Annotated in this window: 19 protein-coding genes and 1 pseudogene; 12 read left to right on the forward strand and 8 right to left on the reverse strand. The window is 70.8% G+C overall.

Going from position 1 to position 23,279, the window contains the following annotated elements; translation table 11 throughout:
* The first annotated feature begins 4 nt into the window (after positions 1-4).
* A complete protein-coding gene (locus tag ACW5DW_RS04020) occupies positions 5-1,669 on the forward strand; it encodes an acyl-CoA dehydrogenase family protein (protein WP_457017479.1) in 1,665 nt (554 codons plus the stop codon).
* Positions 1,670-1,793: 124 nt separating this feature from the next.
* On the opposite strand, the gene ACW5DW_RS04025 is transcribed toward ACW5DW_RS04020, so the two are convergent.
* Positions 1,794-2,750, reverse strand: a complete 957-nt coding sequence (locus ACW5DW_RS04025; RefSeq protein ID WP_457017480.1) for an alpha/beta fold hydrolase — start codon at positions 2,748-2,750, stop codon at positions 1,794-1,796.
* A gap of 40 nt (positions 2,751-2,790) precedes the next feature.
* Complete coding sequence (locus ACW5DW_RS04030) at positions 2,791-3,219, reverse strand: organic hydroperoxide resistance protein (protein WP_457017481.1); 429 nt, start codon at positions 3,217-3,219, stop codon at positions 2,791-2,793.
* Positions 3,220-3,336: 117 nt separating this feature from the next.
* On the opposite strand from ACW5DW_RS04030, the gene ACW5DW_RS04035 reads away from it, so the two are divergent.
* Positions 3,337-4,167, forward strand: a complete 831-nt coding sequence (locus tag ACW5DW_RS04035) for an AraC family transcriptional regulator (RefSeq protein WP_457017482.1) — start codon at positions 3,337-3,339, stop codon at positions 4,165-4,167.
* Positions 4,168-4,333: 166 nt separating this feature from the next.
* On the opposite strand, the gene ACW5DW_RS04040 is transcribed toward ACW5DW_RS04035, so the two are convergent.
* The 4 genes from ACW5DW_RS04040 to ACW5DW_RS04055 are packed head-to-tail and all read right to left on the reverse strand — an operon-like array spanning position 4,334 to position 8,549.
* A complete protein-coding gene (locus ACW5DW_RS04040; RefSeq protein WP_457017483.1) occupies positions 4,334-6,139 on the reverse strand; it encodes an ABC transporter transmembrane domain-containing protein in 1,806 nt (601 codons plus the stop codon).
* A gap of 6 nt (positions 6,140-6,145) precedes the next feature.
* Positions 6,146-6,730 carry an IMPACT family protein gene (locus ACW5DW_RS04045; protein ID WP_457017484.1) on the reverse strand — a complete coding sequence of 195 codons (585 nt, stop codon included), beginning with the start codon at positions 6,728-6,730 and terminating at the stop codon, positions 6,146-6,148.
* Complete coding sequence (locus ACW5DW_RS04050; protein WP_457017485.1) at positions 6,727-7,884, reverse strand: hypothetical protein; 1,158 nt, start codon at positions 7,882-7,884, stop codon at positions 6,727-6,729. Before ACW5DW_RS04050 ends, ACW5DW_RS04045 begins: the two co-directional genes overlap by 4 nt.
* Positions 7,881-8,549: an RNA polymerase sigma factor gene (locus ACW5DW_RS04055; RefSeq protein WP_457017486.1), complete on the reverse strand. Its 669-nt coding sequence runs from the start codon at positions 8,547-8,549 to the stop codon at positions 7,881-7,883. Before ACW5DW_RS04055 ends, ACW5DW_RS04050 begins: the two co-directional genes overlap by 4 nt.
* A 72-nt stretch (positions 8,550-8,621) precedes the next feature.
* On the opposite strand from ACW5DW_RS04055, the gene ACW5DW_RS04060 reads away from it, so the two are divergent.
* The gene (locus ACW5DW_RS04060; RefSeq protein WP_457017487.1) at positions 8,622-11,537 is read left to right on the forward strand and encodes an EAL domain-containing protein; all 2,916 of its coding nucleotides are present in this window, start codon (positions 8,622-8,624) and stop codon (positions 11,535-11,537) included.
* 1 nt (position 11,538) lies between these two features.
* On the opposite strand, the gene ACW5DW_RS04065 is transcribed toward ACW5DW_RS04060, so the two are convergent.
* Positions 11,539-13,272: a vWA domain-containing protein gene (locus tag ACW5DW_RS04065; protein ID WP_457017488.1), complete on the reverse strand. Its 1,734-nt coding sequence runs from the start codon at positions 13,270-13,272 to the stop codon at positions 11,539-11,541.
* 285 nt (positions 13,273-13,557) lie between these two features.
* Between ACW5DW_RS04065 and miaA the strand changes: the two genes are divergently transcribed.
* From miaA to ACW5DW_RS04110, 9 genes and pseudogenes are all read left to right on the forward strand, one after another.
* On the forward strand, positions 13,558-14,514 hold the full coding sequence (gene miaA, locus ACW5DW_RS04070) for a tRNA (adenosine(37)-N6)-dimethylallyltransferase MiaA (protein WP_457017489.1): 957 nt from the start codon (positions 13,558-13,560) through the stop codon (positions 14,512-14,514).
* A 218-nt stretch (positions 14,515-14,732) separates the two neighbouring features.
* Positions 14,733-15,008, forward strand: a complete 276-nt coding sequence (hfq, locus tag ACW5DW_RS04075; protein WP_457017490.1) for an RNA chaperone Hfq — start codon at positions 14,733-14,735, stop codon at positions 15,006-15,008.
* Positions 15,009-15,114: 106 nt separating this feature from the next.
* Positions 15,115-16,467, forward strand: coding sequence for a ribosome rescue GTPase HflX (gene hflX, locus ACW5DW_RS04080; RefSeq protein ID WP_457018398.1), 1,353 nt, complete (start codon positions 15,115-15,117; stop codon positions 16,465-16,467).
* A 156-nt stretch (positions 16,468-16,623) separates the two neighbouring features.
* Positions 16,624-17,772 (forward strand): FtsH protease activity modulator HflK, encoded by a 1,149-nt coding sequence (gene hflK, locus ACW5DW_RS04085; RefSeq protein WP_457017491.1) that lies wholly within the window; start codon positions 16,624-16,626, stop codon positions 17,770-17,772.
* Positions 17,769-18,632, forward strand: a complete 864-nt coding sequence (gene hflC / locus ACW5DW_RS04090; protein WP_457017492.1) for a protease modulator HflC — start codon at positions 17,769-17,771, stop codon at positions 18,630-18,632. Before hflK ends, hflC begins: the two co-directional genes overlap by 4 nt.
* Before the next feature lie 171 nt (positions 18,633-18,803).
* Positions 18,804-18,989 (forward strand): DUF2065 domain-containing protein, encoded by a 186-nt coding sequence (locus ACW5DW_RS04095; protein WP_457017493.1) that lies wholly within the window; start codon positions 18,804-18,806, stop codon positions 18,987-18,989.
* A 216-nt stretch (positions 18,990-19,205) separates the two neighbouring features.
* The gene (locus ACW5DW_RS04100) at positions 19,206-20,498 is read left to right on the forward strand and encodes an adenylosuccinate synthase (protein WP_457017494.1); all 1,293 of its coding nucleotides are present in this window, start codon (positions 19,206-19,208) and stop codon (positions 20,496-20,498) included.
* A 291-nt stretch (positions 20,499-20,789) separates the two neighbouring features.
* Positions 20,790-22,033, forward strand: a pseudogene (locus ACW5DW_RS04105) (DUF2254 domain-containing protein).
* A gap of 129 nt (positions 22,034-22,162) precedes the next feature.
* Positions 22,163-22,732 carry an HD domain-containing protein gene (locus ACW5DW_RS04110; protein WP_457017495.1) on the forward strand — a complete coding sequence of 190 codons (570 nt, stop codon included), beginning with the start codon at positions 22,163-22,165 and terminating at the stop codon, positions 22,730-22,732.
* A 22-nt stretch (positions 22,733-22,754) separates the two neighbouring features.
* Here ACW5DW_RS04110 and ACW5DW_RS04115 read toward each other — a convergent pair whose 3' ends face one another.
* Entirely contained in the window at positions 22,755-23,243 is a 489-nt protein-coding gene (locus tag ACW5DW_RS04115) for a MarR family winged helix-turn-helix transcriptional regulator (protein ID WP_457017496.1), read from the reverse strand.
* Positions 23,244-23,279: the final 36 nt, after the last annotated feature.

The raw sequence follows: 23,279 nt of genomic DNA on the forward strand, positions 1-23,279 counted from the left end.
CAGGATGAGCGGATCGGCCACCCACATCGTCGACAACCAGCCGCCGGAGTTCGCGCCGCGCGAACTCTGGCGCGATGACCACGCGCTGCGCGAGGCGTTGCAGCGCGAAGGTGGCGGCGCCTTCGCCGACACCGTCGCCGGTTACGGTGCGCTGGCCGGCAGCGAGCTGCTGGCGCTGTCGTTCGACGCGCATCGCGACCGTCCGCGCCTGCGCACGCATGATCGCGGCGGCCATCGCATCGACACGGTCGAGTTCCATCCGCACTACCACCGCATCATGCAGGCCGCGATCGGCCACGGCGTGGCCGGGCTGTCCTGGGCACGACCGGGGCCGGGCGTCCACGTCGCACGCGCCGCGCTGTCCTACCTTCACTACCAGGCCGAGCCGGGCAGCAGTTGCCCACTGACGATGACCCATGCGGCGGTTTCCGTCCTCGCGCGGGAACCGGGCCTGCAGGATTGGGCCGCCGGGGTCGCCGCCTGCCGCTACGACCCGCGTGACCTGCCCATGACCGACAAGCACGGCGTCACCCTGGGCATGGGCATGACCGAGAAGCAGGGCGGCAGCGACGTGCGCGCGAACACCACCACCGCGACACCGTTGCCCGGTGGCGACGACTACGTGCTGCGCGGCCACAAGTGGTTCCTCTCCGCGCCCATGAGCGACGGCTTCCTCGTGCTGGCGCAGGCACCCGGCGGCCTGACCTGTTTCCTGATGCCGCGGCGCCTGCCCGATGGCGCGCTCAACGGGTTCCGGCTGATGCGGCTCAAGGACAAGCTCGGCGACTGGAGCAACGCGTCGTCCGAGATCGAATTGGACGCGGCGCGTGCGCATCGCGTCGGCGATGAAGGGCGCGGGGTGGCGACGATCATCCAGATGGTCATGCTGACCCGGCTGGACTGCATGCTGGGTTCCGCGGGATTGATGCGCATGGCGCTGGCGCAGGCGCTGCATCACTGCCGGCATCGCCATGCGTTCGGCCGCGCGCTGGTCGACCAGCCGCTGATGCGCAACGTGCTGGCCGACCTGGCCATCGAATCCGAAGCCGCGCTGGCCTTGTCGATGCGGGTGGCGCGCGCGGTCGACGCCGCGCCGGGTGATCCGGTCGAGGCTGCATTCGCGCGCATCGCCACCGCGATCGGCAAGTACTGGGTCTGCAAGCGTGCACCAGCCTTCGTCAACGAAGCGCAGGAGTGCCTGGGCGGCGCCGGCTACGTCGAGGAATCGCTGTTGCCGCGGCTGTACCGGCAGGCGCCGCTGAACTCGATCTGGGAGGGCAGCGGCAACATCCAGTGCCTGGACGTGCTGCGCGCACTTGCGAGGGAGCCGGAAACTGGCGCGGCGGTGCTGGCCGAACTGGATGCGGCTGCGGGTGCGAACGGGGATTTCGATGCAGCGCTCGCGGTGCTGCGCGATGCGCTTGCGGCCGGCCCGGCCGAAGCTGGCGCACGCCGGCTGGTCGAGCGCGTGGCGCTGCTGCTGCAGGGCGCTGTGCTGCTGCGCGCGGGAAGCCCGATGGCTGCGGGATTCTGCCGCAGTCGCCTGGGTGGTGGGCAAGGCCTGGCGTTTGGCAGCCTGGATGCGGATGCGGGTTTCGATGCGCTCGTTGGGCGTGCATCTGGCGTGTCATCAGGCCTGGACGCGTCCGGCCGTAACGCTCGCGGCTGAAGCTGCTCCTACAGCCGCGACCACGACGCCTGGCCTGCATCGACAACCGCTCGCGCCCGACGCACTTGCACGCAAAAGCGGACGCATGCCGAAGCATGCGTCCACAGTGATGCGTCCATGCGACCTACCGCCGCAGGAACTCCAGCAGATCCTGGTTGAGCCGGTCCTTGTGCGTATCGGTGATCCCGTGCGGCGCGCCGGGGTAGAGGATCACTTCGGCGTGCTTGACGTGGCGCGGCACGAGCTGCGCCGACATCGCCGGGGGCACGATCTGGTCGTCGCCGCCGTGGATCACCAGGGTCGGGACGTCGAACTTCGCAAGGTCGGGGCGGAAGTCGGTGGCCGAGAACGCCGCGATCGAATCGAAGGTGTTCCTGTGGCCGGCCTGCATGCCCTGCGCCCAGAACGTCTGCACCAGCCCCTGGCTGACGCTGGCGCCGGGCTTGTTGAAGCCGAAGAACGGGCCCGAGGCGATGTCCAGGTACTGCTGCGAGCGGTTGGCCTGCGCGGCCTTGCGGAAGCCGTCGAACAGCTCGATCGGCGCGCCGTCCGGGTTGTCGTCGGTGCGCAGCATGAAGGGCGTGACCGCGCCGACCAGCACCGCTTTCTTCACTCGCGAGGTGCCATGGCGGCCGATGTAGCGTGCCACTTCGCCGCCGCCGGTGGAGAAACCGACCACGGTGACCTCGCGCAGGTCGAGCGCGCTGATCACCGCCGCCAGGTCGTCGGCGTAGTGGTCCATGTCGTTGCCGTCCCAGGGCTGGCTGGAGCGGCCGTGGCCGCGGCGGTCGTGGGCGACCACGCGATAGCCGTTGTCGGCGAGGAACAGCATCTGCGATTCCCAGCTGTCCGAATTCAGCGGCCAGCCGTGGCTGAGGGTGACCACCGGCCCGTCCTTCGGGCCCCAGTCCTTGAAGTACAGGCGCACGCCGTCGGCGGTGACGATGTGGCTGCCGTCGATGGTGGCGGCGCGGGCGGCAGCCTGCAGCTCGGCAGGCGCGGGCGTTGCCGCCTGGGCGGTGCCGGCGTGGACGGCGATGGCCAGCAGGCTGGTGGCGAGGGTGCGGGCGATGGCGTTCATGGGTGGTGCTCCTGTGGGGGTGCGTGCCCTGGCCGGCGGCTCAGTCGGCGATCGAGAGCGAGACGTCGATGTTTCCGCGGGTGGCATTGGAGTAGGGGCAGACGATGTGGGCCTGCTCGACCAGTGACTGCAGGATGTCGCGATCGACGCCCGGCGCCGAGACGGTGAGCGCGGCCTCGATGCCGAAGCCGGTCGGGATCTGGCCGATGCCGACCTTGCCGGTGACGCTGGCGGACGCCGGCAGCGTGACCTTCTGTCGGGCTGCGACGAACTTCAGTGCGCCGAGGAAGCAGGCCGAATAGCCGGCGGCGAACAACTGCTCGGGATTGGTCCCGGGACTGCCGTCGCCGCCCAGCTCGCGCGGGGTGGACAGCTGCACGTCGAGCACCCCGTCGCTGGACCGGGCGCGGCCGTCGCGGCCTCCGGTGGCGGTGGCGGTGGCGGCGTAGAGGATCTTCTCGATGGACATGGCGCAACTCCTGTCGTTGGTGGTGGCCGGGGGCATCCCCCGGTGAGGCGTACTTTGCGCCGTGCAGCGGGACCACTGGTGTTGTAAAGTCCTGAAAATTTGATCAGGAGTACTGGTATGGTGGACAGGCTTGCGGCGCTCATGGCGCACTTCCCGATTGCCGCACGGGTGTTCAACACCGGCCCGCTGTGCGGAATCAACAGCGTCGAGGACGACGGCCACCACGGCCAGCTGCACCTGGTGCGCGAGGGCGCGGTCGAGGTCGTACACGGCCGCGAGTCGCTGCACATCGACCGGCCCAGCCTGCTGCTGTATCCGCGGCCGCTCGCGCACCGCTTCATCACCGATCCACTGCGCGGCGCGGACATGGTCTGCGCCCACCTGGCGTTCGAGGGCGGTGTCGGCAACCCGGTCGCGTCCGCGCTGCCGCCGGTGGTGTGCCTGCCGCTGGACGAATTGGGCGGCGCTGCACCGATCGTGGCGCTGCTGTTCGAAGAGGCGTTCGAACAGCGCTGCGGCCGCGTGGCGCTGGTCGAGCGGCTGCTGGAGGTGCTGATGATCCAGATCCTGCGCCACCTGATGGAAAGCGGCGCGGTGCGCGGCGGGATGCTGTCGGGCCTGTCCCACCCGCGCCTGCGCAATGCGCTGGTGGCGATGCACGAGGCGCCGGCGAAGGAGTGGACGCTCGACGGGCTGGCGCAGGTCGCCGGCATGTCGCGCAGCGTGTTTGCAGGCAGCTTCCGCGACGCGATGGGCACCACGCCCGGCCAGTACCTGCAGGGCTGGCGGATTGGCCTGGCGCAGCAGGCGCTGCGGCGCGGGCGGCCGCTGAAGGTCGTCGCCAGCGACGTCGGCTACGGCAGCGAGGCCGCGCTGTCGCGCGCGTTCAAGGCCCACACCGGGCAGTCACCGCGCGAGTGGAAGAAGGGTATGGCCCAGGCAGCGTAGCTGCCTGGCTGCTTTTGCTCCTTCCCCCGCAGAGCGGGGCATTGCGCCCTTTACGGGTGGAAGGTTGGGATGGGGGCGCGCGCCAACGGCGCGCGTAAACGACGTGGCGACCTGCCTGCCCCCACCCCGGCCCTCCCCCGCACGCGGAGGAGGGAGCAAAACGGCGTCAGTCGATGAACTGCAGCCGCGCCAGCTCCGCGTAGAGCCCGCCCTCGGCCAGCAGCTCGGCGTGGGTGCCCTGGGCCACGATGCGGCCCTGGTCCATCACGACGATGCGGTCGGCCTTGAGGATGGTGGCCAAGCGGTGCGCGATCACCAGCGTGGTGCGGCCGTCCATCAGGTGTTCGAGCGCGGTCTGCACCGCGCGTTCGCTCTGCGCGTCGAGCGCCGAGGTGGCCTCGTCGAGCAGCAGCACCGGCGCGTCCTTGAGCAGGGCGCGGGCGATGGCGATGCGCTGCTGCTGGCCGCCGGACAGGCGCGCGCCGCGCTCGCCGAGCTGCTCGTCGTAACCCTGCGGCAGGACGCTCAGGAACTCGTGCGCCTCCGCCGAAGCCGCGGCGGCCGCGACGTCCGCATCGCTGGCGTCCAGCCGCCCGTAGCGGATGTTGTCGCGCGCGCTGGTGGCGAAGATCGTCGGCTGCTGCGGCACCAGCGCGATCGATTCGCGCAGCGCGACCGGATCGAGCGTGGCCACGTCGACCCCGTCGACCGTGATCGTCCCCGACTGCGGATCGTGGAAGCGCAGCAGCATCGCGAACACCGTGCTCTTGCCCGCGCCCGACGGCCCAACCAGCGCCACCGTCTCGCCCGGCGCCACGTCCAGGCTGAAATCGTGCAGCGCCGGCGCATCCGGGCGCGTCGGGTAGTGGAACGAGACCGCATCGAAATGCAGTGCGCCGCGCAGCGGCCGCGGCAGCGATGCGGGCTGCTGTGGCGCCGCGATACCCCCGCGCTCGTCCAGCAGTTCGCCGATCCGGCCCATGCCGCCGGCCGCGCGCTGCAGCTCGTTCCAGACTTCGGCCAGCGCGCCGACCGAACCCGCGCCCAGCAGCGCGTACAGCACGAACTGGCCGAGCGTGCCCGCGCTCATATCGCCGCGGATCACGTCGTGCGCGCCCGACCACAGCACCAGGATGATCGCGCCGAAGATCAGCGAGATCGCCACCGCGGTCACCAGCGACTGCACGCCGATGCGCCGGCGCGCGGTGGCGACCGACAGCGCGACCGCCTCGGCAAAGCGGCCACGCTCGTAGGCTTCGCGTGCGTGCGCCTGCACGGTGCGGATCGCGCCGAGCGATTCGGCCGCCAGCGCATTGGCGTCGGCCACGCGGTCCTGGCTCTGGCGCGAGATCTTCTGCAGCCGGCGCCCGCCCAGCACCAGCGGCAGCACCAGCAGCGGGATGCCCACCAGCGCCCACACCGCCAGCTTCGGGCTGGTCACCATCAGCATGACCACGCTGCCGAGCACGGTCACCGTGCTGCGCAGCGCCACCGACATGGTGGTGCCGATCACGCTGCGCAGCAATTCGGTATCGGCGGTGAGCCGCGACACCAGCTCGCCGCTGCGGCTGCGTTCGAAGAAGGCCTGGTCCAGGCCGATCAGATGCCCGTAGAGCCGGTTGCGCAGATCGGCGACCACGCGCTCGCCCAGCAGCGAGACGAAGAAGAAGCGTGCGGCGGTGGCCAGCGCCAGCGCCAGCGCGACCAGCAGCACCATGGCGAAGGTCGCGTCGATGTTGCTGCCGCTGCTGAAGCCCTGGTCGATGATGTGGCGCACCGCAACCGGCAGCGCCAGGGTGGCGCTGGACGAGGCCATCAGCGCCAGCAGCCAGGCGAAAAACAGGCCCTTCTGGCGCATGACGAACGGCCACAGCGTGCGCAGCGAGCCGATCGGGGCCTTGGAATCGGGCGCATCCGGTGCGGTGGGCGGGTTGCCTGGGGCGCCGCCGCGCCGGTCATGGTTAAACGCCATCAGCCTTCAGTCATCGAAACGTGCCCGGTCACGAGTGGCGTCGCGCAGCCGGGTTTTCAAGGCGTCGACCTGGTCGACGGGCAGTTCGACCACCATCCGGGCGCCGCCGGCGTCGAATGTTTCGGCCTGCTTGGCCGCCGCGAACGCGGGCAGCAGGTGGTGCAGCAGCGAGATGTCCTCGAAGGCGACATGCACCGCCAACGTGGCGGTTTCGACCAGCGGCAAGCGTGGTGCCAGGCGCAGGCATTCGGCTGCGGCGCCGCCGTAGGCGCGGACCAGCCCGCCCGCGCCGAGCTTGATCCCGCCAAACCAGCGCGTGACCACGACCACGATGCGGTCATAGCCCTGGCCGTCGATCGCGGCCAGGATCGGTCGCCCCGCGGTGCCGGCGGGCTCGCCGTCGTCGCTGCTGCGGTAGTCGCCACCCAGCCGCCAGGCCCAGCAGTTGTGGGTGGCGTCGGCAACGGAGACCTCGCGCAGGAAATCGGTGGCGTGGGCGGTCGCGCCGATGGGTGCGGCGCGGGCGACAAAGCGGCTGTGCCTGACTTCGATGGCGTGCTGCGCCGGCGCGGCCAGCGTGTCCAGCGTCATCCTTCGAGCAGCGGACGCAGATCGTCCGGCACCCCGGCCTGCGGATGACGGCGCACGAACTCGCGCAGGCTGTCGCGGGCCGCCTCGTGCTGGCCGGCGTCGCGCAGTTCGCGGATGCGCTGCAGCCAGCGCTCGCGCACGGCCGGGGAATCGGCCGAGGCCGGCGGGCTGTCGTCCAGCGGCTGGTCGGCCAGCACATCGACCACGTCCGCGACAGGTGCGGCGCGGTGGCCGGTGACCTCTATCCTGTCGAGGGCGGGCGAGGCGGCCTGCGCGCGCGCGCGGCGCTCTTGCGCCGGCAGGGGAGCGGGCGCGGCGACGCCCGGCGGCGGGGCAGCGAGCGTGCGGACGGGCGACGGGGGCTGCGCAGGCGGTGGCGGCGCCGAGACGAATTCCGGCGCCCGCGCTGCCGCCGCAGGCGGGGCAGGCGGGGCAGGCGGGGCAGGGGGCGCGGGTAGAGGCGCCTGTGTCAGTTCCGGTTCCAGCGCCATCTCGGCCGATGGAGCCGCCATCGCCGCCCGCGGCGCCTGTCGCGCGGTGTTCTCGCGTGCGCGCGCGTCCTGCGACGCGGCCTGTTTCCGCGCGGCGGCCTGCCGCGCTTCTGCCTGCCGGGCTTCGACCTGCCGCGTGGCGGCTTCGCGGGCCAGCTGCGCGGCCCATTCGCTGCGCTCCCGCTCGACCGAGGAAGTCACCGCGCCGGCTGCGGCGGCCTCCGGCAGGGGCGCAGCCATGGGAGCGGGTGCCGCCGGGTCGGCAGGCATGCCGGCGCTCTCTTTGGCAGCGGTTGAAGCGGCCGCCGCGGACGGCGCATCCATAGTGTCGGCCGTCGGCGCCGGCTCGGCCTGTGTGCGCGACATTGCCACTTCAGACGGTGCGTCCAGCGCCACGCTGTCCGGCTGCGGTCGCAGCTGCCAGGCCACGCCCATTGCCACGACCAGCGAGGCGGCAATGCCCATGCCCACCGGCCAGCGTGGCCTTGGCGGGCGGGCCGGGACCACCGGCGTCGCCGCCGGGGCTTCAATTTCCGCCCGCGCTGCGGCCAGGATCCGCGCGTCCAGCCCGGCCGCAGGCGCGGCGCTGGCCTCCAGGCGCGCCAGCCGTTGCGCGATCTCGCGCTCCTCGGGCGTCAGCGGTTCGCGCTCGTGGCGGGTCATGGCAGGGCCGTCCCCAGCCGCGCGCGCAGCTTGTCCATCGCGTAGCGCAGGCGCGATTTCACAGTCTCCCGGCCCACGCCGGTGATCTCGCCGATCTCCTCCAGGCTCAGCTCCTGCTCCAGCCGCAGCACGATCACCTCGCGCTGCTCCGGCGGCAGTTCGTCCAGTGCCAGCTGCAGCCGCCGCCGCTGCTCGAACTCCGACAGCTGCCGTTCCGGCGTGTCCGGGTCGGGCACCCGCGCGGTGCGCTCGTCGGCGTCGGCCGGTGCGGGCGGCCGGTGGCGCAGCGCCCGCCAGTGGTCGGTCAGGCGGTTGTGGGCGATGCGGTACAGCCAGGTCGCGAACGCGGCCTCGGGCGTCCAGGTCGCGCGCGCGGCGATCAGCTTCTGCCAGACGTCCTGGAACAGCTCGTCGGCCAGCGCCGGGTCACGCAGCTGGCGCAGCAAGAACCGGTACAGGCGCAGCCGGTGGCGCCCGTACAGCGCCTCGAACGCAGCCACGTCGCCGCCGGCATAGGCCAGCATCAGCGTCTCGTCGCTGGGCTCGGGATCGCTGGCGGGCGCGGCTTCGTTCACTGGCAGCAGGGTAAGCCCTGCCCCGGCGCGAGTGAAGCCGGGGCCGTAAGGCTGCCGCGCAGGCGGGTGGCAGGCGAGGGACGGGGACATGGGCATGACAAACGGACAAACGCGGCAAACGGGGTTGCCGGATCGGGCGCCTTATTGCGTTATGCCTCTCCGATGGAGAACCAACCCGTGGACATCCCCGTGGTCGAGGCGCAGATACCGGACCCCGCGGAGCAGGCGGGACTGGCCGGCCTTGCGCCATTGCTGGCGCGGACTCTCCCTCCCGGGGCGGCGGTGGCGGTCGGCTGGGAAGACCCCCTGTCCGGCGCCGGCGCTTCGCATGGCGGCAAGGACGGCCCGGTCGCCCTCGCCGCGGTGGTGGCGATGCTGGCCGGGGAGAGCGCAGGCCTGCGCCGCCAGGACCTCGCCCTCGGCTGGACGCTCGACGCCACCCGCATCGCGCTGGTGGTGCAGCCCGGGCGCTCGCTGCCGGGCGCGCTGCGCGACGGCTGGCTGGCGCTGGCCCGCAGCACGGTCGATGCCCATGTCGCCAGCGCCCGCGCGCAGTCGCGCATCGAGGGCATGCGCAAGTCCGAGCGCCTGCGCCAAGCGCTGTACGAAATCGCCGACCTGTCCGGCGCCAGTCTCGACATGCAGGAGATGCTGGCGCGCATCCACGCCGTCGTCGGCACCCTGATGGCGGCCGAAAACTTCTTCATCGTCCTTTACGACGACGTCCGCGAAACGCTGCGCTTCCTCTATTTCGTCGACCAGCGCGACCCCTGGGTCGCCGATCCCGACGATGAGATCGCGATTGCCGACATGCCCACCAGCCTGACGGTGGCGATGCTGCGCCAGGGCCAGCCGATGCTGGGGCCGTCGGTGCAGGTGCGGCGCGCGCTGGGCGTGGTCAAGGACCCGGCCCACGGCCCCGACAGCGCCGACTGGCTGGGCGTTCCGATGCGCCGCGAAGGCTACGTCAGCGGCGCGATCGTGGTGCAGAGCTACGACCAGCCGCAGCGCTACACCCACGAGGATCGCGCGCTGCTGGAGTTCGTCGCCCAGCACATCCTGACCGCGCTCGACCGCAAGTCCGCGCAGGAGGAGCTGGAGCGGCGCGTCGAGGAGCGCACCCGCGACCTGCAGCACGCCAACGGGGTGCTGGAAGCGGAAATCGTCGAACGCGAGCGCGCCGAGCGCCTGCAGCGCGCGCTGTTCCGGATCAGCGAGCTGTCGATCACCGCCGGCAGCATCGAACGCTTCTACGCCGACGTGCACGGGATCATCGACGAGCTGCTCGATGCCCGCAATTTCTATATCGCGCTGCTGTCGGAGGACGGCAGCGCGCTCGAGTTCCCGTATTCGGTGGACGAGCGCGACGCGGTGCGGCGCCCGCGTCGCCTGGGCATGGGACTGACCGAATACGTGATCCGCACCGGCCTGGCGCTGCTGGTGGACCGCTACGGCATGGCGCAGCTGGAGCAGGCCGGGCAGATGCGCGGCCACGGCACGCTTGCGCACTGCTGGCTGGGCGTGCCGCTGACGCGCGACAGCGTCACCTGCGGCGTGATCGCGGTGCAGAGCTACGGGCCGGACTGCACGTTCACGCCAGCCGACCAGGACCTGCTCACGTTCGTGGCCCACCACGTCGACGGCGCGCTGGCGCGCAAGCGCGCGCAGGAATCCCTCAAGTCCACGCATGCCGAACTCGAGTTCCGGGTCGAGGCGCGCACGCGTGAACTCGAGCAGGCCAACCGCGAGCTGCGCGCGCAGATCGGCGAGCGCGTGCGCGCGCAGCAGCGCCTGACCCACCAGGCGCGCCACGACCACCTCACCGGCCTGCCCAACCGCGTGTTCCTGCTCGACCGGCTCGACGGCATGATGCTGCGCATGTACGAGGCCGGCCGGCAGCCGTTCGCGGTGCTGTTCCTCGACCTGGACCGGTTCAAGCTGATCAACGATTCGATGGGGCACGCCGCCGGCGATGCGATGCTGCTCGAGGTCGGGCGCCGGATCCGCGCCGCCATCGGCGCCGAGGACGTGGTCGCGCGCCTGGGCGGCGACGAGTTCGCGATCGTGCTCGCCTCGGTGGCCGACGCGCAGGCCGCCGAGGTCCGCGCCACGCGCATCCTCGCCAGGCTCAGCCGTTCGATGTGGGTGGCCGGGCGCGAGCTGTTTCCTTCGGCCAGCATCGGCATCGCCCTGTGGCAGCCGCGCTACCGGCACGCCGACGAGCTGCTGCGCGACGCGGATGCCGCGATGTACCGGGCCAAGGCCTGCGGCCGCGACCGCAGCGCGCTGTTCGACGAGGCGATGCGCGCCGAGGCGATGCGCCTGCTCGACCTGGAAGCGGACTTGCGCCGTGCGATCCAGCGCGAAGCGTTCGAACCGCACTTCCAGCCCATCGTGCGCCTGTCCGACGGCGCCGTGGTCGGGCACGAGGCGCTGCTGCGCTGGAAGCACGAACTGCACGGTTGGCTGCCGCCCTCGGAGTTCCTGCGCGTATGCGAGGACAGCGGCCTGATCGAACAGGTCGACTGGCAGCTGTACCGGCGCGTGGTCGGCTGGATGGCGCGCAACCTCGACGGCTACGTGTCGATCAACGTCTCGCCGCGGCACTTCCACGCCGAGGACTTCGCCGAACGCCTGCTGCGCACTGCCGCCGAAGCGGGCGTCGACCACCGCCGCCTGCGCATCGAGATCACCGAAGGTGCGCTGCTCGATGACGCCCCGCGCGCCGCGCGCATCCTCAATACCCTTCGCGAGCAGGGCGTGCTGGCGCTGCTCGACGATTTCGGTACCGGCTTCTCTGCGCTGTCGTACCTGCACCGCTTCCCGATCCAGGCGCTGAAGATCGACCAGAGCTTCATCGCCGGGCTGTCGGGCGACACGCACGCCGAGAGCCTGGCCCTGGTGCGCGCGATCCTGGCGCTGGCCGGGACGCTTGGCATCGACACCATCGGCGAGGGCGTCGAAAACCTGCAGCAGCGGCAGCTGCTGTCGGAGCTGGGCTGTGCCTACGGCCAGGGCTATCTGTTCGGGCGGCCGCGGGCGGAGGAGATCGAGTCCGCCGCCCTGCAGCCGGCTTGAGTCAGTACGCCACTGGCGGCGCGGCGGACGCACCGTCATCGCCACCGCCGGCGATCATTGCGGCCGAGGCTTCGGCCAGTTCGACGAACTCCGCGCGCAGCTTCCAGGTGTCGCGTCCCTGCGCATCGCGCGCGCTCGCCACGATCGACGGCCAGTCCCAGCCGCCCAGGTGGGTGCCGCCGCGCAGGGCATCGGCAAAGGCCGCCACCGTGGCCGCGAAGCGCATCGATTCGCCCGGCTGCGCGCGCATTGCGGCGCGCGTGACCGGAGTTTCGATCAGCCGGCTCTGCGTCTGCCCGGGGCGCTTGTAGCGCATGCGCAGGTGCGCGAGTTCGCCGGCCTTCGACGCATCCGATGGGGTGGCCGCCTGTCCATAACGCAGCGCGGGCAGCTGCTCGGCGCCGGATCCGGCCAGGGTGATCTCGTACAGCGCAGTGACCTCGTGGCCGGCGCCGATATCGCCGGCGTCGACGCGGTCGTTGGCGAAATCCTCGCGCGCCAGCATGCGGTTTTCGTAGCCGATCAGGCGGTACTCCGACACCAGCGCAGGATTGAACTCGAGCTGGATCTTGACGTCCTGGGCGATGGTGAGCAGGGTCGAGGACATCTCTTCGACCAGCACCTTGCGCGCTTCCTGCAGCGTGTCGATATAGGCATGGTTGCCGTCGCCGGCGTCGGCCAGGCGCTCGGCCAGGTGGTCGTTGTAGTTGCCGTGGCCGAAGCCGAGCGTGGTCAGCGCGATGCCCGACTTGCGCTGGTCGGCGACCATGGTTTCCAGCGAGCCGCCGTCGACGGTGCCGACGTTGAAGTCGCCGTCGGTGGCCAGGATCACGCGATTGACGCCGCCGTCGATGAAGCCGCGTCGCGCCATCGCATAGGCCAGGCGGATGCCGTCGCCGCCGTTGGTGCTGCCGCCGGCCTCCAGCCGGTCGAGCGCGGCGAGGATCTCGTCCTTGCGGTCGCCCGGCGTGGGCGGCAGCACCAGTCCGGCCGAACCGGCGTAGACCACGATCGACACCCGGTCCTGCGCGCGCAGCTGGCCGGTGAGTTCGGCGAAGGCCTGCTTGAGCAGCGGCAGCTTGTCGGGCGAGTTCATCGAGCCGGAGGTGTCGAGCAGGAACACCAGGTTGGCCGGCGGCAGCTGCGCCTTGGGCACGTCGAAGCCCTTGATGCCGATCATCAGCAGGTGGCGGCGCGCGTCCCAGGGCGCGGGCGCGATCTCGGTGGTCGCGAGGAACGGCGTATCCAGCGAATCCGGGCCGGGGTGGCCGTAGTCGAAGTAGTTGATGAACTCCTCGGCGCGCACCGCATCGGCAGGTGGGCGCGTGCCGGACCGGATCATCCGGCGCACGTTGCTGTAGCTGCCGGTGTCGACGTCGATGGAAAAGGTGGAGACCGGCTGCTCGGCGACGCGCTGTACCGGGTTGTCCTCGCGTTCGGCGTAGTTCTCGGTATTGGCGGGCGGCGGGACGTGCGCGGGGTAGGGCGCGGCAATGGAGGGCGGCGGTGCCATGGCCGCCGGCATGGCCGCGTGCATCTGCCGCTGCGTGGCGCGCGCGGCCTCCGCGCGCTGGCGGCTGCCGGTGACCATGACCGACTCCAGCGCCATGTCGGCCGTTGGCGATGGCGGCGACGGCGGCGGGGGTGGCGCTTCGGCGAGGTGGTCGGAGCGGAAGCTGCAGGCGGTCATGGCAATGGCGGCAACAAGGGCGACGGCAAGGACGTGGCGATGCATGGCGGGACTCCGTGATGGACAGGGAGATTGAACGCGCGGCACTGGGGAACGGGGTTGGGGCTCCGGAAGATCGCTGGAAGCCGGCACAGACATCGTGCTGCGGGCCCCCACCCCAACCCTCCCCCGCAAGCGGGGGAGGGAGCAGAAAGCGGTTCGTTCTTGCTCCCTCCCCCGCGTGCGGGGGAGGGTTGGGGTGGGGGCCGCCGGAGGCCGGGCATGTCCCGACCACGCACACCGATCCACGTCCCATCCACCGCCACCCGCCTCACCCCCGATAATCCCCCCATGCCCGCCGACACCCGCCCACCCGCGATCGCCCTCATGGGCCCCACTGCCTCGGGCAAGACCGCGCTGGCGCTGGAGTGGGCGCAGCGCCATGGCGGCGAGATCGTCAGCGTCGACTCGGCCCTGGTCTACCGCGGCCTCGACATCGGCGCGGCCAAGCCCGATGCCGCCGAACGCGCCCGCGCCCCGCACCACATGCTCGACCTGCGCGACCCCTGGCAGACCTACTCGGCCGCCGAATTCGCACGCGATGCGCGCGCCGCCATCGACGGCATCGTCGCGCGCGGCCACCTGCCGATCCTCGCCGGCGGCACCGGCCTGTATTTCCAGGCGCTGCTGCGCGGCCTATCGCCCATGCCCGCAGCCGATCCGGCGATGCGCGCCGCCATCGCGTCCGAGGCCGGCGAGTGCGGCTGGCCGCGCATGCACGAGGAACTGGCCCGCATCGATCCCGCCGCCGCTGCCCGCATCAAGCCCGGCGACCCGCAGCGCATCCAGCGCGCGCTGGAGGTGTTCCGCCTCAGCGGCCGCCCGATCAGCGACTGGCAGCGCGAAGCCAGCGCCTCGCCGCCGCTGCCGGTGCGCGTGCTGAAGCTGGTGATCGCGCCGGCCGAACGGGCCCTGCTGCACGCGCGCATTGCCACCCGCTTCGACGCGATGCTCGCCGCCGGTTTCCTGGACGAGGTGCAGGCGCTGCGGGCGTTGCCGCAGCTCCAGTCCCACCCCGCGCCGCTGGACCTGCCCGCGATCCGCGCCGTCGGCTACCGCCAGGCCTGGGAACACCTGGATGGCGCCACCGATGCCGCGCAGCTGCGCGAGCGCGCCATCGCCGCCACCCGCCAGCTCGCCAAACGCCAGCTCACCTGGCTGCGCGGCCAACTCGACGCGCTGTGGTTCGACCCGGGCAGGCAGGGCGGGGCCCTCGATGGGACAGTTCGCCGCTTCCTCGGCGGCTGAAGCGCCTGCAGATACCCCGGCTGGCCCGGAAATGCGATCGGGCGGGCCCCCAATTCCCCTTTTGTGACGCCAGCCCCCCACATCCCGTCCGCAGCCGCGCCGGTTGTGTACCATCGACCTGTTGCCGCCGCCGGGGATGTTGCGGGTCGGGCAATGCGGCCGGGGAGGCCCGCCAGGGCACCCGCCGGACACAACAATAATCAAGCTGGGGAAACACCATGTCCAAGGGACAGTCCTTGCAGGATCCTTTCCTGAATGCGCTGCGGCGCGAACGCGTTCCCGTTTCGATCTACCTGGTCAACGGCATCAAGCTGCAGGGCGTGATCGAGTCTTTCGACCAGTTCGTGGTCCTGCTGCGCAATACCGTCAGCCAGATGGTCTACAAGCACGCGATTTCCACCGTGGTGCCGGCGCGCAACGTGCGCGTGGGGCCGGGCGGAGGCGTGGTCCAGTCGGCCGATGGCGTCGACGAGGCGCCAGTCGATCCGGCCTGATCGTGAATCCCCGGGCGCCTGCGTGGCGCCCCGGAGGTTGAAGACCGGTCCTGCGGCCTCCATGTCGCAGGACTGAGCCAACCGCCGAGATCCAATGCCCACCGAATTGTTCGAGCGCTCCCGCAAGGGCGAGCACGCGCTGCTGATCCAGCCCCACTCACAGGGCGCGCCCGATGATGCCGAGCTGGAAGAGTTCGCCGAGCTGGCGCGTTCGGCCGGAGCCACTGTCGCGACCGTCCTGACCGCGCGGGTCGACAAGCCCAATCCCGCCACCCTGATCGGCAGCGGCAAGCTGGACGAGGTGAAGGCCGCCTGCGAGGCGACCGGCGCCGACCTGGTACTGGTCAACCACCATCTCAGCCCCGGCCAGGAGCGCAACCTCGAGAAGCTGCTGGAACGCCGCGTGGTCGACCGTACCGGCCTGATCCTGGACATCTTCGCCCAGCGCGCGCGCAGCCACGACGGCAAGCTGCAGGTCGAACTGGCCCAGCTCAAGCACATGTCCACGCGCCTGGTGCGCGGCTGGACCCATCTCGAGCGCCAGCGCGGTGGTTCGATCGGCCTGCGTGGCCCCGGCGAGACCCAGCTCGAGACCGACCGCCGACTGCTGCAGAAGCGCGTGGACATGCTGCAGAAGCGGCTGGCCAAGGTGCAGGTGCAGCGCGACCAGATGAGCCGCGCCCGGGTGCGCAGCGAGCTGCCGCGCGTGGCGCTGGTGGGCTACACCAACGCCGGCAAGTCGACCCTGTTCAACGCCCTGACCGGCGCCGACGCCTACGCCGCCGACCAGCTGTTCGCCACGCTCGACCCCACGGTGCGTCGCATCGGCCTGCCCAGCGGCCCGGTGGTGCTGGCCGATACCGTCGGCTTCGTGCGCGACCTGCCGCATGAGCTGGTCGCCGCGTTCCGCTCGACCCTGAGCGAGGCGCGCGAGGCCGACCTGCTGCTGCACGTGATCGACGCCGCCGACCCGCTGCGCGAGGAGCGCATCCGCCAGGTCGACAAGGTGTTGGGCGAGATCGGCGCGGGCGACATCCCGCAGTTGCTGGTCTTCAACAAGATCGACCGGATCGAAGGCGCGCTGGCAAGGCGCGACACGCCCGAGCCCGCCAACGGCAATGGCGAGGACGCGCTGCCGGGCGGCACTGTGGCTGTCGGTCGCGAGCGCGTCTGGATCTCGGCCCGCGACGGCCTCGGCCTGGACCTGCTGCAGGAGGCGCTTTCGGCGCGGCTGGCCCAGCGCCGGATCGTCGCCCAACTCGACTTGCCGCCCGAAGCCGGGCGCTTGCGCGCGCGCCTGCACCAACTGGACGCGGTGCGCGGCGAGTCGCAGGACGAGCACGGTTGGCGGCTCCAGGTCGACCTGTCCGAGGCCGATGCCGCGCGCCTGGCGGCGCACGCCGATGGCGCGGTGCTGCGGCCGCTCTTGCCGGAACTCGAGCCCGACCCCACCCTGTAAACTAACGGACCCGCTGGCGCAGGAGCGGGCCATGCGCGCGACCGGAGGCCAGGCCTTCGATCGCGTGACAAGGCCACTCCCACGCCCGCACCCGCACCCTCGGTACACGATGCGCTGCCGCCCGCCCGGGCACGGCGCACACACACTGGAGCAGGCATGGCCTGGAACATTCCCGGCAAGAACAACGGCGAGCGGCCCGAACGCCCGCGCCCCGGCGGCGAAGGCCGCAATCCATGGCCGCCCAAGCGCCGTGGCAGCGGCGGCGGCGGGGGGCTGGGCGACGTGGTCGATCGCCTGCGCGGCATGTTCGGCGGCGGCGGTCCTGGCGGCGGCCATCCGCTGCGCTGGATCGGCGTGGCGCTGGTGGTGTGGCTGGTGTTCAATTCCTTCGTGCTGATCGGCGAGCAGCAGCGGGGCGTGGTGCTGCGCTTCGGCAAGGTGGCCCGGATCATGCAGCCCGGCCCCAACTTCAAGGCGCCCTGGCCGATCGAGATCGTCACCAAGGTCGACGCCACCAGCGTGCGCACCTTCACCAACAGCCTGCCGGTGCTGACCCGCGACGAGAACATCGTCACCGTGTCGTTCAACGTGCAGTACCGCGTCGCCGACCCGGAGATGTTCCTGTTCGGCACCCAGAACGCAGTGCGCGTGCTGGAGCAGATCGCGCAGAGCACGGTGCGCGAGCAGATCGGCCGCGCCGACCTGGACACCGCGCTCAACGCGCGTGGCCCGCTGTCGGTGGCCGCAGCCACCGCGCTGCAGGCTTCGCTGGAGGCCTACCGCACCGGCCTGGTCGTGACCGAACTCAACCTGCAGGACGCGCGTCCGCCGGAAGAGGTCAAGCCCGCGTTCGACGAGGTCAACAGCGCCCAGCAGACCAACGAGCGCCTGGTCAACGAAGCCCGTGCCTACGCCGCCAAGGTGGTGCCCGAGGCCCGCGGTGACGCGGCGCGCCTGCGCACCACTGCCGAGGGTTACAAGACCGCGTCGGTGGCTCGCGCCACCGGTGACGGCGAGCGCTTCACCCTGCTGCTCGACGAATACCTCAACGCGCCCGACGTGACCCGCAAGCGCCTGTGGCTGGAGACCCTGCAGCAGGTGCTGGCCGACAACCGCAAGGTGGTGGGTGGTGACGGCCGCCAGCTGATCTACGTCCCCATGCCCCAGCAGGGCGAGGGTGCATCCGGCAATGTGCAGCCGCCGCTGCTGCCGCCCGAGGTGGTGATCCCGCCGACCGGTACCGGCACGGAGGCCACGCTGCCGCGGCCGACCCGTGGCGCCCGCGGTGAAGGAGGCAACCGATGAGACTCAACCTGATCATTCCCGCCGTGGTCGTGGCGCTGCTGCTCCTGCTCGGCTCGGTGTTCGTCGTGCGCGAGGGCCAGACCGCACTGGTGCTCAACCTGGGCCGCGTCGCCCGCACCGACCTTGCGCCCGGCCTGCACTTCAAGGTGCCGCTGATCGAAACCGCGCGCGTGTTCGACCGCCGCTTCTACGCGGCCGAGTTCTCGCCCGAGCGCTACCTCACCTCCGAGCGCAAGGACGTGAGCGTGGACTTCGTCGCGATCGGCCTGATCAGCGACGTGGCCGATTTCTATCGTGCCACCGGCGGCCAGATGGACCTGGCCAGTGAGCGCCTGGCCCCGATCATCAAGGACTCGCTGCGCAACGAGATCAACCGCCGCACCCTGCAGCAGCTGGTGTCCGGCGACCGCACGGAGATCATCGCCAAGCAGCTGGAAGGCATCAACGAGGCGGCCATGACGCTGGGCATGCGGGTGATCGACATCCGCCTCAAGCAGATCGAACTGCCCACCGACAGCGACGTCATCGCCCAGGTCTACGACCGCATGCGCGCCGAACGCCGCCAGGTGGCCAGCCGCCTGCGCGCCGAGGGCGAGGAGCAGGCCCGCATCATCCGCGCCGAAGCCGACCGCGAACGCACCGTGCTGGTGGCCGAAGCCGAGCGCGATGCGCAGAAGCTGCGCGGTGAAGGCGACGCCGAAGCCACCCGCATCTACGGCGAGGCCGCAAGCCGCGATCCCAGCTTCTACGCCTTCCAGCGCAGCCTCGAGGCCTACCGCGCCGCGTTTGCCGACGGCGAGGGCGTGATCGTGCTCGAGCGCAACGATCCGTTCCTGCAGTACATGCGCAGCGAGCGCTGAAGCGGCACGCGCTCGCCCCCGCAGGCGAGCGCGACCAACCAACGTTTTCCTTCCCCCGCTCGCGGGGGAAGAGCCCTGCCCTGAGCCCGCCGAAGGGTGCCGAAGGCGGATGGGGGCCGCCTCCGAAGGCGCGTCACCCGACGCCCAACCAAACCACAAGGAACCCGACCCATGCAAGACCTCTGGGCCGCCCTGTGCCTGGTCGCCGTTCTCGAAGGCCTGATGCTGTTCGTCGCCCCCGGCGGCTGGAAGCGCGCAGCCGAGCAGCTGCAGTCCCTGCCTGACCACAACCTGCGCCGCATCGGTGCCATCGTCCTGGCCTGCGGCCTGCTGGCGCTGTACTTCGTCCGCAGCTGACGGCCAAGGCCGCCGTAATCCCCAAGGCTGGCCCCGGTCCCCGAAAACCCGGATAATGCATAAAAGCCGGTCGGGGACTGACGTCCCCCCGGCTTTTTCCGTGTCAGGCCCGGCGTAGCGGACGGTTCCCCGATGGAACCGGCCCACATGCACTTCGTGCCAGACCCGACCGATCCCGCGGCCCCGATGGCCGCACGCAACAAAGGAGTCATGGCCATGGGCCAGTCAGTCGTGGTGCTCGGCGCGCAGTGGGGCGATGAGGGCAAGGGCAAGATCGTCGACCTGCTCACCGAGGAGATCGGCGCCGTCGTGCGCTTCCAGGGCGGCCACAACGCCGGCCACACCCTGGTCATCAACGGCAAGAAGACGGTGCTGCACCTGATTCCGTCCGGCATCCTGCGCGACGACGCGCTGTGCCTGATCGGCAACGGCGTGGTGATCTCGCCCGCCGCCCTGATCAAGGAGATCGAGGAACTGGAAAGCGCCGGCGTGGAAGTGCGCTCGCGCCTGAAGATCTCCCCGGCCGCGCCGCTGATCATGCCGTACCACATCGCGCTGGATCAGGCGCGCGAGAAGGCTGCCGGCGGCAAGGCCATCGGCACCACCGGCCGCGGCATCGGCCCGGCCTACGAGGACAAGGTGGCGCGTCGCGGCATCCGCATCGCCGACCTGCACTACCCCGAGCAACTGGCCGAAAAGCTCAAGTCCGCGCTCGATTACCACAACTTCGTGCTGACCAAGTACCTGGGCGTGGACGCGGTCGACTACCAGAAGACGCTGGACGAGGCGCTGGCCTTCGGCGACTACGTCGAGCCGATGAAGTCCGACGTCGCCGGCATCTGCCACGACCTGCGCAAGCAGGGCAAGCGCGTGCTGTTCGAAGGCGCGCAGGGCGCACTGCTCGACATCGACCACGGCACCTATCCCTACGTCACCAGTTCCAACACCACCATCGGCGGCGCGCTGGCTGGCACGGGTGTTGGCGCCGATGCGATCGACTATGTGCTCGGCATCGCCAAGGCCTATGCCACGCGCGTGGGCGGCGGCCCGTTCCCGACCGAGCTCGACGACGAGGTTGGCCAGGGCCTGCGCGACCGCGGCGCCGAATACGGCGCATCGACGGGGCGTCCGCGCCGCTGCGGCTGGATCGACATCGTCGCGCTCAAGCGTGCCGTGGCCATCAACGGCATGTCCGGCCTGTGCATCACCAAGCTCGACGTGCTCGACGGCATGGAGAAGCTGAAGATCTGCATCGCCTACGAGTACCGCGGCAAGCGCACCGAATACGCCCCGCTCGACGCGCAGGGTTGGGAAGAGATCACCCCCGTCTATCTCGAGTTCCCCGGCTGGACCGAGAACACCCACGGCATCACCGTGTGGGACGAACTCCCGCCCGCCGCCCGCGCCTACCTGCGCGCGCTGGAGGAACTGGCCGGCTGCCCGATCAGCATCGTCTCCACCGGCCCGGACCGCGACCACACGATGGTGCTGCAGGATCCCTTCGCCTGACTACGCACTGTTGCCATCCCCGCGCAGGCGGGAGACCGGTGACTTGAAGAAAGCCCTGCGAAAGCGGGGCTTTCGCTTTGTGGGGTGCGTCAGCCTTCGGGGGCTGGGCATCGCCACCTCTGGTGGGAGACGTGCAGACCGTCCGTGCTTCGCGCCCTGTCCACGCCCGCGCCGCGACCCTGCCATGTGGATCCAACCGGGAGCGGCGCAGTGCGGCACATTTCCAGCGGCACGCTGAGCAAGCTGGTCATCAGCCTGCGGTCCAGTTTCTGGTTCCTGCCCGCATGCATCGTGCTCCTGGCGATCGGGCTGGCGCTGGGGCTGGTCGCGCTCGACCGCCAGCTCGGCGGTGCGCCGGGTGAACGCTGGCCGTGGCTGTTCGGGGTCGACGCCGACGGCGCGCGCGAGCTGATGGCGACCATTGCCGGTTCCATGATCACCGTGGCCGGCGTGGTGTTCTCGATCACCATCGTCGCGCTCGCGCAGGCGTCCAACCAGTACACCTCGCGCGTGCTGCGCAACTTCATGCGCGACCGTGGCAACCAGGTGGTGCTGGGCGTGTTCCTGGGCGTATTCGCCTACTGCCTGTGCGTGATGCGCACCATCACCGGCGGCGATGGGCAGCAGTTCGTGCCGCTCGTGGCGGCGACCGCGGGTCTGTTGCTGGCGCTGGTGGCGGTGGCGTTCCTGGTGTACTTCATCCACCACGTGGCCGCGTCGATCCAGTCCGGCTCGATCGCGCGCAGTATCGCCGTCGATACCCTGGACACGATCGACACCGTCTTCCCTGATCAACTCGAGGACGACGAAGCAGCGCCCGACCGCGACGCCGGCGGCGGGCTGCAGTGGTATCCGGTCCCCGCCACGCAGATGGGCTACATCGAGCGCGTGCAGTACCAGGCGCTGCTCGAATTCGCGCGCGAGCACGACGTGGTGGTGCGGATGGAAAGCAGCCTCGGCGATTCGCCAGCCCCGACCGCTGCATTGCCAGCATCGGCGCGCGCCGCGCACCCGATGCGGACGCCATGCGCTACCTGTCCAGCCTGTTCGCCATCGATTCCTACCGCCCCATCGGGCAGGACGTGGCCTTCGGCATCCGCCAGCTGGTGGACGTGGCGCTGAAGGCGCTTTCGCCCGGCATCAACGACGCCACCACGGCGGTAACCAGCCTCGACTACCTCTCGGTGATCCTGCAGCGGCTGGCCGGGCGCCACATCGAGCCGCGTCCGATGCGCGATGGCGACACCCTGCGCGTGCTGCCCGCCGGGCCGGGGTTCGAGCGCCTGCTGGCACTGGCCTTCGACCAGATCCTCGAGAACGCGCACGCCAACACCACGATCCTGCTGCGCCTGCTGCAGGCCATCGAGCAGGTCCGCGCCGGCACCCGTTCGTCGCAGCGGCGGCGGGCGCTGGACGACAAGCGCGACACGATTGCGGAAGTGGCACGACGCACGGCGTCGTGCAGCGATGCGCGGCGGCAGATCGAGGCCAGGCTCGGGGGCGGCGAGGTGGTGGAGGATACGGCGGGAGCGTAGCGCTTCGTCAGCGCGCACCTTGCCGAACGGCCCAGCGTGCTGCGCCGGGCCGGGCGGGCGAGGTTGGGGCGTCCCAGCCGCTGCGACGCGTCCACGCCAGCATGGTCGCCTGCAGACAGGGGAAAGCGCATGAATCAACAAGACCAGCCACTCGCCCGCGTCATCGACGCCATTGCCTTCGCCGCGCACGCCCATCGCGCCCAGCGCCGCAAGGACGCCGACGCGACGCCCTACATCAATCATCCCGTCGCCCTGGTGCGCATCCTCGCTGTCGAAGCGGGCATCGATGATCCCGACATCCTCTGCGCTGCCGCCCTGCACGACTACCTCGAGGATTGTTGCGGCAGCGACGGCCAGCCCGAACTCGACGAGGGCCGCAAGCAGCTGCGCAGCCGCTTCGGCGACGCGGTCCTGGCCTACGTCGACGCCCTGACCGACGACAAGACGCTGCCCAAGGCCGAGCGCAAGCGCCTGCAGGTCGAACACGCCGCGAACGCCTCCCACGGCGCGCGGCTGGTCAAGCTGGCCGACAAGATCGCCAACCTGCGCGACCTCATCGAGTTCCCGCCCGCCGACTGGCCCGCCTACCGTCGCCGCGAATACTTCGACTGGACCGCGGAGGTCGTCGCCGGGTTGCGCGGCACGCACCCGCGGCTGGAAGCGCTGTTCGACGACGTGCAGGCCTTGCGCCCCGCCTAGCGTTGCCGGCGCGCGGCGTTCGTCATTCGCGCTGCTTGAGGATCGACGAAGGCAGCGTCGCCACGCAGCGCTCCAGCATCGCGACAAGCTGGTCCTGTTCGGCAGGCGACAGCACGCCCAGCGCGCCATCGATCACGCCTTGTGCCACCAGGCCGCCGCGCGTGACCAGTTCGCGCCCTTCCTCGGTGATCCGGAATGACATCACACGTCCCAGCCAGGGATGCGGCGCGCGCGTCACCAGTTCGTCGCGGCCGAGCCGCAGCAGGATCTGGTGCATCGTCTGCGGCGACACCGCGCTCATCCGCGCCAGTTCCGCATTGGACGCGCCAGGGCATTCGGACAGGTGCATCAGCGCCAGCGCCTGCGGCCGCGTCAGCACGATGCCGTGCCCGCGCAGGCGCTCTTCCATCATCACCGTCAGGCCGACGTGCAGGCGCTTGAGCAGGGAGCTGGCGCGATAGCCGCGGGAATTCCTGAACGCCTGCAGTGGACTCAGCTTCTTGTTCGGCATCGCAGGCCCTCCGCAGCTTTCGCTACATATCAGTGT

The organism is Luteimonas sp. A482, from assembly GCF_054072655.1.

Coding starts and splice junctions, on each gene's coding strand:
- ACW5DW_RS04020 (WP_457017479.1), top strand. CDS start 5: ATGAGCGGATCGGCCACCCACATCGTCGACAACCAGCCGCCGGAGTTC.
- ACW5DW_RS04025 (WP_457017480.1), bottom strand. CDS start 2,750: ATGAACGCCATCGCCCGCACCCTCGCCACCAGCCTGCTGGCCATCGCC.
- ACW5DW_RS04030 (WP_457017481.1), bottom strand. CDS start 3,219: ATGTCCATCGAGAAGATCCTCTACGCCGCCACCGCCACCGCCACCGGA.
- ACW5DW_RS04035 (WP_457017482.1), top strand. CDS start 3,337: ATGGTGGACAGGCTTGCGGCGCTCATGGCGCACTTCCCGATTGCCGCA.
- ACW5DW_RS04040 (WP_457017483.1), bottom strand. CDS start 6,139: ATGGCGTTTAACCATGACCGGCGCGGCGGCGCCCCAGGCAACCCGCCC.
- ACW5DW_RS04045 (WP_457017484.1), bottom strand. CDS start 6,730: ATGACGCTGGACACGCTGGCCGCGCCGGCGCAGCACGCCATCGAAGTC.
- ACW5DW_RS04050 (WP_457017485.1), bottom strand. CDS start 7,884: ATGACCCGCCACGAGCGCGAACCGCTGACGCCCGAGGAGCGCGAGATC.
- ACW5DW_RS04055 (WP_457017486.1), bottom strand. CDS start 8,549: ATGTCCCCGTCCCTCGCCTGCCACCCGCCTGCGCGGCAGCCTTACGGC.
- ACW5DW_RS04060 (WP_457017487.1), top strand. CDS start 8,622: ATGGAGAACCAACCCGTGGACATCCCCGTGGTCGAGGCGCAGATACCG.
- ACW5DW_RS04065 (WP_457017488.1), bottom strand. CDS start 13,272: ATGCATCGCCACGTCCTTGCCGTCGCCCTTGTTGCCGCCATTGCCATG.
- miaA (WP_457017489.1), top strand. CDS start 13,558: ATGCCCGCCGACACCCGCCCACCCGCGATCGCCCTCATGGGCCCCACT.
- hfq (WP_457017490.1), top strand. CDS start 14,733: ATGTCCAAGGGACAGTCCTTGCAGGATCCTTTCCTGAATGCGCTGCGG.
- hflK (WP_457017491.1), top strand. CDS start 16,624: ATGGCCTGGAACATTCCCGGCAAGAACAACGGCGAGCGGCCCGAACGC.
- hflC (WP_457017492.1), top strand. CDS start 17,769: ATGAGACTCAACCTGATCATTCCCGCCGTGGTCGTGGCGCTGCTGCTC.
- ACW5DW_RS04095 (WP_457017493.1), top strand. CDS start 18,804: ATGCAAGACCTCTGGGCCGCCCTGTGCCTGGTCGCCGTTCTCGAAGGC.
- ACW5DW_RS04100 (WP_457017494.1), top strand. CDS start 19,206: ATGGGCCAGTCAGTCGTGGTGCTCGGCGCGCAGTGGGGCGATGAGGGC.
- ACW5DW_RS04110 (WP_457017495.1), top strand. CDS start 22,163: ATGAATCAACAAGACCAGCCACTCGCCCGCGTCATCGACGCCATTGCC.
- ACW5DW_RS04115 (WP_457017496.1), bottom strand. CDS start 23,243: ATGCCGAACAAGAAGCTGAGTCCACTGCAGGCGTTCAGGAATTCCCGC.